This window comes from Bradyrhizobium centrolobii (assembly GCF_001641635.1).
In the GTDB taxonomy this organism is placed as follows: Bacteria; Pseudomonadota; Alphaproteobacteria; order Rhizobiales; family Xanthobacteraceae; genus Bradyrhizobium; species Bradyrhizobium centrolobii.
On the sequence record NZ_LUUB01000094.1, the window covers coordinates 15,434 to 28,950 of the forward strand.

At 64.6% G+C, this 13,517-nt stretch carries 10 protein-coding genes; 1 reads left to right on the forward strand and 9 read right to left on the reverse strand.

Going from position 1 to position 13,517, the window contains the following annotated elements; genetic code table 11:
* The first annotated feature begins 384 nt into the window (after window positions 1-384).
* A complete protein-coding gene (locus AYJ54_RS34420; RefSeq protein WP_201724296.1) occupies window positions 385-2,718 on the forward strand; it encodes a polysaccharide biosynthesis tyrosine autokinase in 2,334 nt (777 codons plus the stop codon).
* A gap of 15 nt (window positions 2,719-2,733) precedes the next feature.
* On the opposite strand, the gene AYJ54_RS34425 is transcribed toward AYJ54_RS34420, so the two are convergent.
* The 9 genes from AYJ54_RS34425 to AYJ54_RS34465 form a co-directional block, all read right to left on the reverse strand.
* Complete coding sequence (locus AYJ54_RS34425; RefSeq protein ID WP_063706177.1) at window positions 2,734-3,102, reverse strand: helix-turn-helix domain-containing protein; 369 nt, start codon at window positions 3,100-3,102, stop codon at window positions 2,734-2,736.
* Between the two features lie 245 nt (window positions 3,103-3,347).
* On the reverse strand, window positions 3,348-4,808 hold the full coding sequence (locus tag AYJ54_RS34430) for an undecaprenyl-phosphate glucose phosphotransferase (RefSeq protein WP_082905992.1): 1,461 nt from the start codon (window positions 4,806-4,808) through the stop codon (window positions 3,348-3,350).
* A 155-nt stretch (window positions 4,809-4,963) separates the two neighbouring features.
* Window positions 4,964-6,013, reverse strand: coding sequence for a peptidylprolyl isomerase (locus tag AYJ54_RS34435; RefSeq protein ID WP_063706179.1), 1,050 nt, complete (start codon window positions 6,011-6,013; stop codon window positions 4,964-4,966).
* Entirely contained in the window at window positions 6,010-6,603 is a 594-nt protein-coding gene (locus AYJ54_RS34440) for a hypothetical protein (protein ID WP_063706180.1), read from the reverse strand. The genes AYJ54_RS34435 and AYJ54_RS34440 overlap by 4 nt, the downstream gene beginning before the upstream one ends.
* Before the next feature lie 2 nt (window positions 6,604-6,605).
* On the reverse strand, window positions 6,606-8,417 hold the full coding sequence (locus AYJ54_RS34445) for a putative porin (RefSeq protein ID WP_063706182.1): 1,812 nt from the start codon (window positions 8,415-8,417) through the stop codon (window positions 6,606-6,608).
* 52 nt (window positions 8,418-8,469) lie between these two features.
* Entirely contained in the window at window positions 8,470-9,186 is a 717-nt protein-coding gene (locus tag AYJ54_RS34450) for a TonB family protein (protein ID WP_063706184.1), read from the reverse strand.
* 9 nt (window positions 9,187-9,195) lie between these two features.
* Window positions 9,196-9,600 carry an ExbD/TolR family protein gene (locus tag AYJ54_RS34455; RefSeq protein WP_063706186.1) on the reverse strand — a complete coding sequence of 135 codons (405 nt, stop codon included), beginning with the start codon at window positions 9,598-9,600 and terminating at the stop codon, window positions 9,196-9,198.
* Window positions 9,601-9,604: 4 nt separating this feature from the next.
* Window positions 9,605-11,551: a DUF2341 domain-containing protein gene (locus AYJ54_RS34460; RefSeq protein WP_063706188.1), complete on the reverse strand. Its 1,947-nt coding sequence runs from the start codon at window positions 11,549-11,551 to the stop codon at window positions 9,605-9,607.
* Window positions 11,552-13,336, reverse strand: coding sequence for a ShlB/FhaC/HecB family hemolysin secretion/activation protein (locus tag AYJ54_RS34465; protein ID WP_245329202.1), 1,785 nt, complete (start codon window positions 13,334-13,336; stop codon window positions 11,552-11,554).
* Window positions 13,337-13,517 lie beyond the last annotated feature (181 nt).

Consider the following 13,517-nt stretch of genomic DNA (forward strand, 5'->3'; position numbering starts at 1 on the left):
ATCGGATCTGCTTGATGTCGGTTGCGAGGACCTGCCCCGGAATTGGGCTCTTGCACGCCGCCGGTTCAAGTCGGTCAGGACATATCACTCCTTATGTTAACAAACGATACTTCATCACACCGCAGACGCGCCGAATTCAAGCCCCTCCAGCGCTTCACGCGGATCCTTGTTGCAATTGTGTATTATTTCTTCGTTAGAGATAACGCGATGAGCGTGATGGATCCGGTCTGACGGCGCGGTGGGGCGCGCCCTTGTGTCGCGGTCGCGCCGTTTCCTCCCAAGCAGCCGGTCCGACCAGTTCACGCCATCGCCGTCCGCGCGGCGGAAGGAATAAGTCACATGTGTCGGCCGGGCCACACGCCGAGGATTTGATCGACGATGGATATGCTGCCGCGCAGAATGCAGGTCGACTACGGCGCCGGGCGTGAACAGGCTTCGAGCTCGATGTCGACCGTGATCGATCAGTTGACCGGCCTTGTTCGACGGCAATACCGGGTCTTCGTCATCGTCCCCACTGCCGCGCTTGCGCTCGGCCTGCTCTATCTTCTGGTCACGCCCTCGCAGTACACCGCGACCGCCACCCTGCTGATCGACAGCAGCACGCTCCGCGTCCTCCAGAACCAGCTTCAGCCGCAGGGCGACGTGCCGCTCGATACGCTCCAGGTGGGGTCGCAGGTCGAGATTCTCGCCTCGCGCAAGCTGGGCCTCGCGGTCGTCAAGGACCTTCATCTTGCCGATGATCCGGAGTTCACCGGCGCGGGCGGCTGGAGCCTGTTCCCGCGTCTTGGCTCCGACACGCCCGACGAGCGCGAGCAGCGGGCGCTCGATGAATTTCTCGCCCGACGCACCATCACGCGCGCCGAGAAGACCTATGCTCTGAACATCTCCTATACGTCGAGGAGCGCCGCGACCGCTGCGAGGGTAGCCAACGCGATCGCCGAGGCCTATATCGACGATCAGCTCGGCGCCAAATACCAGACCGTCACCCGCGCCGGCGCGTGGTTACAGGACCGCATCAACGAGCTGAAGTCGAAGGCGACGGCGGCCGACCGCGCGGTGCTGGAATTCAAGGAAAAGAACAACATCGTCGATGTCGGCGGCGGCAGCGCCTCCGCCGGCGCGGGCACCTCGAGCCGGCTGATCGGGGAGCAGCAACTGGTCGAGCTGAACAGTCAGCTCGCCGCGGCCCGCGGCGCGACCAGCGACGCCAAGGCGCGCCTCGACCGGATCGAGCAGGTTCGGAAGCTGGACGTCAGCGAAGGCGCGGTCGCAGACACCCTGAAGAACGACGTCATCACGCGCTTGCGCAATCAATATCTCGACCTCTCGGCGCGCGAGGCCAATATTTCGGGACGATACGGCTCCGATCACGCCGCGGCGGCCAATTTGCGCGACCAGATGGAGGAGGTCCGCCGGAATATCGGCGCCGAGCTCGGCCGGATCGCCGGCAGCTACAAGAGCGACTACGAGATCGCCAGGACGCGCGAGGAGAATCTGGAGCGCTCGCTCGCCGCGCTGGTCTCGGAAGGACAGCTCACCAATCGCGACCGCCTCGGGCTTGCCGAGCTCGAGAGCTCGGCAAAAGTCTATCACACGCTGTTCGACAACTTCCTCCAGCGCTACATGGAGGCGATCCAGCAGCAGTCCTTCCCGATCACCGACGCGCGTATCATCAGCCCCGCGGTCGCGCCGACGAAGAAAAGCAAGCCGGTGACGTCGCTGGTTCTCGCCATCGCGCTCTCGCTGGGCTTGATAGCAAGTGTCGGGATTGCGGCGCTGCGCGAAGCGATCGACGGCGTCTTCCGCACGGCGCGGCAGGCCGAGCAGGAGCTCCGCGCCCGCTGCCTGTCCGTGATCCCGCTGGCGTCAGCGTCTGCCTCTCCCGTCCCCGCGCTTGCGCGATCCAGCGCCGCGGTTTCGGGCGACCAGGCCGATCCGGCCGGCCTGCCCTCGCCGCAAAGTGTGGCGCAGCACGCAACCCCAGACGCACAACACTACACGTTCACCGATTCCCTGAAGCGGCGCGCCGTCGACGATCCAATTTCCGTGTTCACCGAGGCGTTTCGCGCGATCAAGGTGGCGGCATGGCTGCAGGCCAGCGTCCGCGACACCAAGGTGATCGGCATCACCTCCACGTTGCCGAGCGAAGGCAAATCCACTGTCGCGTCAAATCTCGCCGCCTTGATGGCCGACGCTGGCCGGCGCGTGGTCCTGATCGACGCGGATCTTCGCAACCCCACCCTCGCCCGCTCCCTGACCCCGCGGCCGCAGACCGGCTGGCTCGAGGTGCTGAGCGGCAAGCTCGATCTCGCACAGGCCACGGGCCGAGAGTCCACGACCGGACTTGCGCTGCTTCCGCTGCTGCTGACCGAAGCCCCCGTCCATTCCGACGAGATTTTGGCTTCACAGGGTTTTCGCGATCTGCTGGACCGGCTGCGCCAGACCTATGATTACATCATCGTCGACCTTCCGCCGCTCGCGCCGGTCGTCGACGTTCGCGCGATCGTCCCGGTGATCGACTCCTTCGTCTTCGTCGTGGGGTGGGGAAATACCAGCGTCAAGACGGCGCGGCGTCACCTGATGGCCGAGCCCGAGTTGCACGATCGCCTGCTCGGCGTGGTCCTGAACAAGGCAAACTTGCGGATGCTCGAGAGGTTCGAGCAGCCCGGCGTCTATCAGAATGGGTATTATATGAGAGGCGGCTACAGCATACCGTAACCGCCCGGCCCTGCGCTAGCCGTTGTCCGGACGCCGCATGCGCGGCGCCTGACGCGCCCGCAGCTCTTCTTCATATTTCAGCTTTTCCAGGAGCATGTCGGTGACGAGACGCCGCAACTGGGCATTCTCGACCTCCAGCCGCTTGATGGTCTCCTCGGAGCTCGCGTCGGTTGTAACGGTACGCGGTACAATTTCCGCGGCGCGGCGCCCCATGTCGGGGGACGGCTCGGAAGATTTGAGCATCTTCTTCCAGCGATGGTAGGTCATGATGCTGACGCCAAGCGCCTTGGATATCTCACGTTGGGTCTTGCCTTTGGCCGCGAGTTCATTGGCCTGCGCCAGCTTGGCGGAAATCTCGTCCGAGGCATGCCTCTTGCCAACCATAATGGGTCCCCTCAGGCCCGAATTGCGCCAGCCCGGGTCTAGTAAGCGCGAATCGTGAACCTTTTCAATAGGCCCGCCGGACGAGCCGCAGCCATGATTACCCGCACGGGCAAACACACCACGCGGTGAGACCAACAGGGCTTGAGCCCAGTGTCGGTCGAACACACCGCAAACCGGGCTCACCAATGAATCAATGTTAACTATTCTGTATCGTTTCGAGACGCAGCGCGACGCGCGGGTTCACGTCAATATGCGTTACGCGACCGTATCAATTCGAATGCCGTCCTGAACATGATATAGAGATCGAGCATCAGGCTCCAGTTATCAATATACCAAAGATCGAGCGCAATCCGCCGTTTCATGAGCTCGAGCTGTGGCGTACCGCCGCGATAGCCGTGGACTTGCGCCCAGCCGGTGATGCCCGGCTTCACGTGATGGCGGAACGCGTAGTTCGCGATCATGCTGCCATACTCGTAGTCGTGCACCAGCGCGTGCGGGCGCGGCCCGACGATCGACATATCGCCCTGAAGCACGTTGAGCAATTGCGGCAGCTCGTCGATGCTGGTCTGGCGGAGCAGACGTCCGATGCGGGTCACGCGCGGATCCTGCCTGGTCGCCTGCACCACCGTGCCGCCATCTTCCTGCACGCTCATGCTGCGCAATTTGTAGATCACGAAGGGCTTGCCGTTGAAGCCGTGGCGGCGCTGCCGGAAGATCACTGGCCCTTTCGACTCGAGCTTGATCGCGATCGCCACGATGACCAGCCCGGGCGACAGCAACGCCAGCGACGTCGCCGCCACGATCATGTCGAGCAGCCGCTTGGCCAGGCGATCGAGCGTCGACAGCGGCGTCGGCTGCACCTCGACCATGTAGAGCCGCTGGGGCATCGAGGTCTGCCGGCGCAGCACGGTCGACACCGCGCGATCCGGCAGCAGGCGAACGGGAAGCGGGATCACGCGTAACTGGTCGAGCACGGCCTCGATGTCCTGCGGGCTCGACCAGGACAGCGCCAGCACGATCTCCTCCGCCGCGGCGTCCCGTATGCGCTTCATCAGCGCCTCATCGTGCTGGACGGCATTCGGCGAGGACAGCCTTGGCACCTCGTTGCGCGGCAGGGCGATGCGCTCGGCCTCGTCGAGGCCGAACCTGGTGAGGAGATCGCCCCTGGCGAACTGCGCCAGCTCGGCCTGAGTCCCGATCACCACCGCGCGGCGGCCGCGGATCGTCCCAGCGACGAGCGCCGATCGAAGGCAGCGCTTTCCCAGCCAGCGCGTCAGCAGGAGGGTGGCGCCGCCGATCGCGAAGAAACATACGACCGCACCGCGCGAGGCATCGCCACCGGATTTGAACAGGAAGAGCAGCACCGCAAGAACCAGCGCGGCGAGGCACCAGCTGGCCCACACCCGCCCACCGTCGCGCTCGTCTTCCAGGAGCAGGTTCAGCCGATAGAGACCGAGGAAGTGCGCCACCAGCACATAGGCGAGGCTCGCCACCAGGCCCAGCCCGGCATAGAAGCCGGCATCGCCGACATTGCCGCCAACCGCGCGCTGATAGATCATTCCGCCGACAGCCCCTGCCGCGACGATGAGGGCGCAATCGACCGCTGCGAACAGGGGCTCGATGAAGCTGAACGGAAGGGCCAGGCGAGCTCGCGGGCGGCTCTCAAACGCTGACGTCGATTCACCCGCGTTAGTCAGATCGGTCACGGCTCGCCCCCGAGGTCGGTATGCGATCCCGATATCACGCCGATTGTACCATAATTATGATATTTTTTATCGTTCGTTAACTAACGTATCGCCGACGCATGACGGCGCATTCGCGCCGTCACTGAACTGACACAAAATCCGGAATCCGCCGCACTCTAGCGCGACGGCACAGCGTCCGGCTTCGCATCGGATTTGGACTCCAGCAATTTGGACAAGGCGATCTCATTGACGACCGGCGGCGTCTGCTTGAGCAATTCGGCCACATAGGCACGGCGGTTGGCCTCGACGCGCTCGGCCCTCATGCGCTGCACCAGGCCCTCCCTCACATCTGCGAGCGGCCGCGTGTGCGACGCCTCGGTGTCGAGGAGCTTGAGGACGTGCCAGCCATCCTCGAGCCGGATCGGATCGGTGATGCCCGATTTCGGCAGGCCGGTGACCTGACCGCGGATTTCGGTACGCAGGTCCGGCTCGGCCACCCAGCCGATCTCCCCTTCCCGACCCGCGCTCGACGCATCGTCGGACGAGCTGCGCGCGATGGCGCCGAACTCCGCGCCCGGCTGCTTGATCTTCCTGACGACGTCGTCGAGCTTCTTGCGCGCCGCGTCCTCAGTGGACTTGTCGGCATCCTTGGCGAGGTTGACCACGACCTGCGCCAGACGGAAGCGCCGCGGAACCAGGAAGGCGCTGGCGTTCGCCTCGTACACGCTTCTGATGTCGGCATCGCTCGGATAATTGTCGCCCACCGTCGTCACCGATTGCAGATAGGTTTCGACGATCAGGGTGTCGCGTGCGCGCGCAAGCTGCGCCACCACAGCCGGCTGCTGATCCCACTTCTTGGCCATCGCTTCCTTGAGCACCAGGCGATTGGCAAGGATCGCGCGCACGGTCTGGCTGAGCAGCGCCGGATCGCGCGCCATCGCAGCCTGCTGGCGTGCATCGAGAAGCTGCATGGTGGCGCGCACTTCCTCGGCCGTGACGTCGCTGTCGCCAACCCGGGCGATGACCTCGCCGCCCTTCACGGCCGCATTGTCCTGCCCTGCCGGAGCCGGCTGCGCCGCTACCGGTGACGGCGTGGCCGGCGCAGGCGTTGCTGCGCGCGGGGCTGCGGGCTGGGGCGGATTGCGTGTCTGGGCCATCGCCGGCGACGATACCGTGGCGCACAGCGCGCCGGCGAGCATCGCGAGTTTCAAAACGTTCCAGGTCATGGCTTGGCCTTCTGTTCGATGATCTTGTCGCGAAAATCCTGGGCCGCGTTCTGATGCTCGACCCGTTTCAATCCGAACACGGGATCGTGGTCGAGCACCTTCTCCATCGGATCCATCGCCTCATATTGCTTGACGGCATCGTCGGCGATCTTCACCAGGCGGACGTTCTTGGCCTCGCAGGCCTTGGCGCTCGCCTTCCATGTCGTCGCCTCGCTCTCGAGCTTGGCGCGCTCGGCATCCTTGGTCCGCGCCACGTTCGCCGCCTCGCCATAGGCGCCCTTCCACTTTTCCAGGGAATCGTCGCGTTCGGCGATGCGGTCGTTGAAATCCTTCACCGCCTGCCGATAGGCCTGCTCGGCCTCCTTGACCTGGGCACGGTAGGCCTCGTTCTGCTTGCGCAGACGATCGCGCTCCTGCTCGGCCGCGGTCAGCTTGGCCTGCACTGCGGCGCGCTGGTCCTCGGCGGTGCGGGCCTGCGCAGTGGCGCTGCGCAGCGCCTCGCGCAAGCGATCGCTTTCCTGGTCCGCATGGGCGGTCGAGGCGACCGTCAGCGCCAATGCGGTGACGAATGAGAGACGCAACAGCCGCATGATCAGAACCTCGCGTTGAGATCGAGCTGGACGATGTCGACGGCGTAAGGCAGGCCGGCGATGTTGTTGGCGCTCATCCAGCGCACCGAGGCCCAGATGTTCTCGCCGAGCCCGACATTGCCGCCGATGAAGTAGCCCTTGAGGTTGGTGCCGCCGAGGCCAAAGTCCGAGTCGACGAACGCGTCCACCATCGCGTCGGATTCAAGATATTTGTAGCCGACATGCGCGTTCCAGTCCCAGAGATGCTTGATCTCCTTGTTGCCGACCGTCATGCGCGCAAGCCAGCCCTGGTTGCCGCCGTTGAAGGGACCATCTCCAGTCGGTGCGCCAGCGAAATTGTTCACTGCAACGGCAGCGACAGCCGCCCGATCGAACGCGGTGTTCCAGATGTATTCCGCGTCGAGAATGACGTGAATGGGATTGAATTGGGAGAAGTCAAGCTGAGCGCTCGCGACAACAGGCCGGAAATCGCTGGCGAGGCCGTAGTACTGGAAAGCTAGGGTCTGCACCGGGAATTGCACGTCCGGAATATTGCGCAACCGCATATAGGTGTTGCCCTTCTGGGCAAAGGACGGGCGAAGCAGATCGGTATCGCAAGTGTCGCTCGCCAGATATACAAGACACGCGCTCGACAGGCGTCCTCTGACGTTCGTGAAATCGTAGTAGGCGACCGCCATTGACAGATTGGTTTCGGCGTCGAACCTCGCGGCGAATCCGGTCTGCGCACCGAACAGCCATTTGTCGCGGCTTGGTAGCTTGACCGGTACGACGTTGTTACGTTCCAGATCCGCGATGTTCAGGCCGGCGTTCAAATCGGTGTTGAACACGGGGAAGGCGCCGCCAACGAAGAACGGTGTGAAGCCCTCGTCCACCTCGTGCGTGGCCTGCACGGCAAAGCCGTCGAAGCCGAGATGGTTGTACCACACCAGATCGGTGGGCGACCAGAACGGGTTGTCGAACCGACCGATCGAAGCCACGACATCCTGCACGGGCTGATACTTGATGAATGCTCGATCGAGCCAGACCGCGTATTTCGAGAAATCACCGCCATTGCCGCCGAACGTCTGATTGGTCGAGACCGGTGAGCTGCTATCGCCCGTCGCGATCCTCAGACCCGCAGTGAAGCCATCGAACAGATCGACATCGGCGCCGAGCCTGGCCCGGAAACGGAAACGATTGCGATCCTGCGAGACATTATAAGTCGGCGGAAAATAGGGGTTAGGGATGGCAGAGTTGTCCTCCTGGAATGGAGACCCCGTGTTGATGGCGTTGAAATTGGTGAGCGGTGCGTTTCCAGCCGGAAAATGGTCCCCCTCATAGCGCGCGCGGATGTCGCCGTAGAAGCGGATCCGCTGCGCCCACTCCGGATACATGCCCGGTGAAGCCCAGTTCTCCTTGTGGGCGCGGTCCATGACCTCGGCCCTGATCTCTTCGCGCAGCTGCTTCTTGACGATTTCGGGAACGTAAGTCACGCGTTTGGTACCGGGCGGCGAAACCGCATCGGCGGCGGTCGTTGCCTTCTTCTCCGCACCTTCCGCCTTCGCCGTCGCATCGCGTGTGGCCTGGCGGGCGACGTAGGCCTCGTCATCGGCCTGCTTGATCAGCGCAGCCGCCTGCTCCTCGGTGAGCGTCCCCTGCTTCACCAAGAGATTGATCAGGTTGACCGTCGCGTTCGACGATGGCGGCGCGTCGCGCGACACGGTCGGACGCTTGCCCTGCGGCATCCCGTCGTCCTGCGCCGCGGCGGGGGCTGCGAACGCGATCAGCATCAAAGCCGTCGCTGCCAGCTCTCGCGTCTTCATTTCACGCCACATGACGTCACCTCTTCTGCTCTCAACTCACTCACGGTCACTCGTCTCACCGCGCTCAGCTCGGGCTTCGGGCCGAGAAGCGGGTAATGATCGGCATCGGCATGTCCTTGGGCGGCGGTTCGCGCACGCGCATGCCGCCCACCACCTGGTCGCGGATCTCTGCATCGAGCGCGCTGTCCCCCGTCGATGGCGACAGCTGCACGCGGGTGACTTTGCCCGAACTGTCGAGCCACACTCTGACTTCGGACCGCATCACGGCGTAGCGCGTTTTTTCGTTCGCTTGCCAACGGGCTTCGATCTGCGACTGCAGCATGCTCGCGTACCAGCCGAAGCGGCTGTTGCCGCCGCCTCCGCCGCCACCACGACCTTTGCCCTGCGCCAGACCACCACTGCCCGGCCCGTTGCCGAGGCCAAGATCCGGCGGCCCCGGCGTCGGGTCCGGTCCCGCATCGGGCGGCGCGTCCTTGGGAATGTCGACGGGCTTCTCCTCGACGACGTCCTTGACCGGCGTCTGCTCCATCACCTTCTGCTCGGGCTGCTGTTCCGGCTGCTGCTCGGGAGGCGGCGGTGGAGGCGGAGGCGGCGGCGGTGGAACGATCATCGTCACCTGAAGCTCGTTCACCTTGCGCGGCCGATCCTTGTCGCCGCTCATCACCAGGATGATGCCGCCGACCATCAGCGCGATCAGAACGAGGGCCGAGCCGCCCAGCAGCAGATAGCGCCGCCATGCCGGCGGGCCATCGTCGTCGTTGCTGTCGTCGCCGAAGGCCATCGTCGCGTCTCATCGCGCCGCCGGCTTGGTCGCCATGCCGACCTGGGTGAAGTTGAGGCGGCCCAGCAGATCGAGCACGTCGACGACGTTCTGGTACTGGGTCTGGCTGTCGCCGCGCACCACGATCGGAAACTCGGGCGTCAGCGCGCGCTGCTGCACCAGCCGTTGCTCGAGCTCGGGCAGCGTCACGGGAATCGTATCGAGGAACAGCTTGCCGTCATTGGCGACCGTGATCGCCTTCGTGGTCTGCTGCGCCAGGCTCGGCGCCGCGCTGGCCTTCGGCAGGTTCACCTTCATGCCCTGCACGGTCGCGGTGGTCATGATGATGAAGATCACCAGGAGCACATAGGCGAGATCGAGCATCGGCGTGATGTTGATGTCGTCGTACGGCTTGCTTTCGGACTGAACTTGCATGGGATCACTCCGCCGCCTGCTTCACCGGCTCGTCCGGCAGTTCGTAGGACTCCGCGATCCTCGTGATGAACTCATCGACGAAGACCTGCATCTCGCTGCTCACGTCCTTGATGCGGATCGTCAGGTAGTTGTAGGCAAACAGCGACGGGATCGCGACGCCGAGGCCGGCAACGGTGGCGACCAGCGCGGCCGCGATGCCCGGTGCGATCGCGTTGACGTTGACGTCGCCGCTGGCGGCGATCGCCGCGAAGGTGATCATGACGCCGACGACGGTGCCGAGCAGGCCGAGGAACGGACCGCCGGAGATCGCGATCGTCAGCATCACCATCAGGCGGTTGAGGCGCTGGTTCTCCTGCACGAAGCCGCTGTCGAGCACGGCGCGGATCGACTGGATCGCCTGCGGCGACAGCCGGCGGAAGCCGCCGTTGCCGGAGAAGCGCCGCCGGATCTCGTGCGCGCCGGCGGCGAACAGGCGATAGAGCGGCGCGGCGTGGACCGTCTTGCGCTGCTTCGCACCGAGCTCGCCGCCGAAGCTCGGATCGTTCTCCTGGCTGTCGAGCTGAAGCAGACCGCCGATATCAGTCGACGTCTCGCGGAAATGCTTGAGGAAGATCTTGTTGCCGGCCGCGACCCGGTTCAGGTACGAGACGCGATCGACCATGACGTACCAGCTGATGAACGCCATGATCGCGAGCAGGCCGATGACGACCCAGCCGTCGAGCGTGACCGAGCGCAGGATCACGCCGAAATAACCGCCGCTGAACCAGCCCGACGTTTCCTCGTCGACGCTGAAGGAGATCAGCTTGGCTTGGTCGGGTCCCTGCCCGATCGCCGCGAGCCTGATGAAGCCTGCGGGGCGCGCGACCTTGGCAATCTCGAGTTCGTCGACGTCGCCGGCAAATCCTGCGACTGAGCCTGCCGGGGCTGCCGCTGGCGGCGTTGCCTGCGTCGCGTCGGCTGCGGGGGCGGCCGACGACGACGCATCCGCGGCCGGAGCCGCTGGCGGCGCGGCCCGGCCAAGCTGGGCCGCGCCGGTCATCGTCGGCAGACCCGCGGCGAGCGTCGCGGCCTGGTTGCCGTCGACATAGAGCGTGATCTGGCTGCCCTTGGCCGTGAACGCGATCTGATGCCAGCTTCCGGCCGCGATTGCCGCGCCACCGGCGCTGCGCTGCGTGTTGCCGCCGTTCGCGACCTCGACGAACGCAACGCCATTGTCCAGTCCGACCGTGAGCCCGTTCGCGCCCTCGGTGCGCGCGAACAGCACGGCGCCGGGCTGCGGCGCGGTCATCTTGACCCAGAGTGACCATGTCAGCTCGCCGCCTTCCGCGACCACGAGCGAGGGCGAGCCAGGAAGCGTCAGCGCGGTCTGACCGTCGAAGCGCGCGCCCTGCCCGATGATCGCGCCATCGGCAGCCGGCACCGCGTTCAGCGCGGTGTTCGCCCAGGCCGTGATGTCCTGCGCCGGCGTCGAGCGATCGTTGAAATGATAGACCAGCAGCGTATCGGGATCGTAGGTGCCCTTCGCATCGACCGCAGTCGGCGCCTTCTGGTTTCCGTAGTAGAGCCAGATGTCATTCTTGGTGCCGGGCTTCAGATCGGGAACGCTGACCCAAACCAGCGCCTCGCCGAGCAGCGAGTCGTATTTCTCGACATGATGCTTGAGCGGCGTCTTGTCGTCGCCGGCGACGAAGCGAAGATCGCCGCCGTCCTCCTTCGCCGCGCCGAAGCGGAAATTGCCGACATGCAGGCGGACCAGGATCGGCGTCGTGCCGATGGCGTCGCTGACGCCGGCGCCCGACGCACCGGTGTCGATCGTGATCTTCTTGCGCAGCGTCCACTGATCGTTCCACCACGCCGCCGCAGGCCTCGGCCACAGCGCGGCGAGAAGAACGAGCACGAGCATCAAAGGCGCGCTCAGGCCAAATCGTGATCCAAAGCGAAGGAGCGACATCTAGAATTCTCCCCAGACGCGAAAGCCGAACCGTGGATGATTGGCGACAGTGACCTGCTGGCTGGTCAGCGGCATGCCGACGAAAACGATGCTGTTGAGGTAGCGAAGCGACTTCATGCGCATACCAACGCCATAGCTCGCGAGGTCGAAATGCGACTGCTGATCGGGCAGCGGCTCGTGGATCCTGGCATTGCCAGCGTCGGCGAACGCAAAGAAACGCCAGTCGTCGAAGGCATTGTACTTTATGGGGTCGCCGAGCGGATTGGGCAGCTTCTGCTCGAGATACTGCGCGAGATTTGGCGTGCGCAGCTCCAGCGTGCCCGCAACGCCATAGTCGCCGAGCACCTCGGATTCGAGATAGCCGCGCACCGTGTCCTGTCCGCCGAGACTGAACTGCTCGCTGGACACCAGCGGCTGGTCCGCCGCCTGGCCCTGGAGCCTGGCGTAGAGCTGGAAGCCCCCGGCGAAATCCTGCGTGTGGGAGATGTCGGCATGCAGCGTGATGAAGCTCGCGGTCGCGTCGAACCGCTTGGCGTCGAACTCGTCGCGGCTGGAGCCGATGCCGCGCAGGCCGGCAGTAATGGTGGCGTTGAGCTGCGTGAGCCGGCCCTCACCCTGCCAGGTCGCACCATAGGTGCCGACCAGCGGCACATAGGTCACGGGCGAGTCGAAGGCATCCGAGCCGAGCCTCAGCGTCTGCTTGAAATCCTTGTAGTCGACGCCGAGCGACAGCGTGTGGAACAACTCGCCCTTGGACGGCAGCGTCAGCACCGCGCGACCCCCGACCACCTGACCAGGGCCGACGACGTTCGAGCCGCCGACGGTCGCGACCGAACTGTCCGACGACAGACCGTAGACCATCACGCTGAGCCAATCGATCTCGGTGCGCGCCAGATATGATCCGGACACGACCATCGCGTCCTTGGGATTCATCGGCGCGAACTGATAGGTCCAGGTCATGGAATGGCCGAGCTGCCACAGATCGTCGTAGCGCATCGAGATAATGTTGCGCAGCGGCGTGGTGCTGGGGCTCTGCTTGTTATTCAGCTCGATGCTGCCGTGGAGCGGATACGTATCCTCGACATTGAGATCGACATCGACCGTGCCGGGCGCGACGCCCGCCCGCAGCGCGGGTGTGATGCGACGATCCGGCCAGCGATTCAGGGCAACAATGTCTTTCGTGACCGACTGGAAATTCGGCAGCGATCCTTCCTTCAGCGAGGGCGCGCTACTCTTGATGTTGTCGAGATCGAAATAGCGCGAGCCCTTGACGCGCAGGCGCCCGATCCGGTTCTCGGTGACCTTGAGCACGACGAAGCCGCGCTGCGCATCCTGCTGCGGCACCGCGACGCTGACGGTCTGGAGGCCCTTGTCGTGATAGGCCTTCTCCACTGCCGCGCGCGCCTTCTCGACATCCTGCGCGCTCTTGTTCGGACCAAGGAAGGGATAGACCGCGGCCTCGACCTCGATCTGCGGCAGATTGTCCGCCCCCTCGACACGATACTCGTCGATATCGAAATGCGCTTCCGGCGCCGCGGGCTTTGCGGCCTCTGCGCCGCCCTTGGCAGGCTTGGCGCCGGCGGCCGAAGGCTTCGCCGCAGCCGGCTTGCTCGCATCGGACTCGGATTTCGCCGCCGCCGGCCCCGCGCAGATCGCGCAAACGATCAGGCCGCAGACGGCAAGATGCGAAGCGCGCGCCGCAACGAGCCGGCCCTTCCGCACGGCGTGCAATGGCAGCGGCGTATGGCGGCGCGCGCTCCTCTCATACAGACCACGCGAATTCACCTAAGCCTCGATATCATGCTCGCATTGCGGTCGGCTCACGCGCGGCCGCAGTGTACTTCGGACAGCCCGAACCGACCGGAACGAACCGTCCTGTCGGGCCTTATCCGGTAGACGTCGCGCGGGAGACGCTTGCGAAAAAATTTTCGCGATCACTTGTGATATGCACCAATCGCCTCTGTGA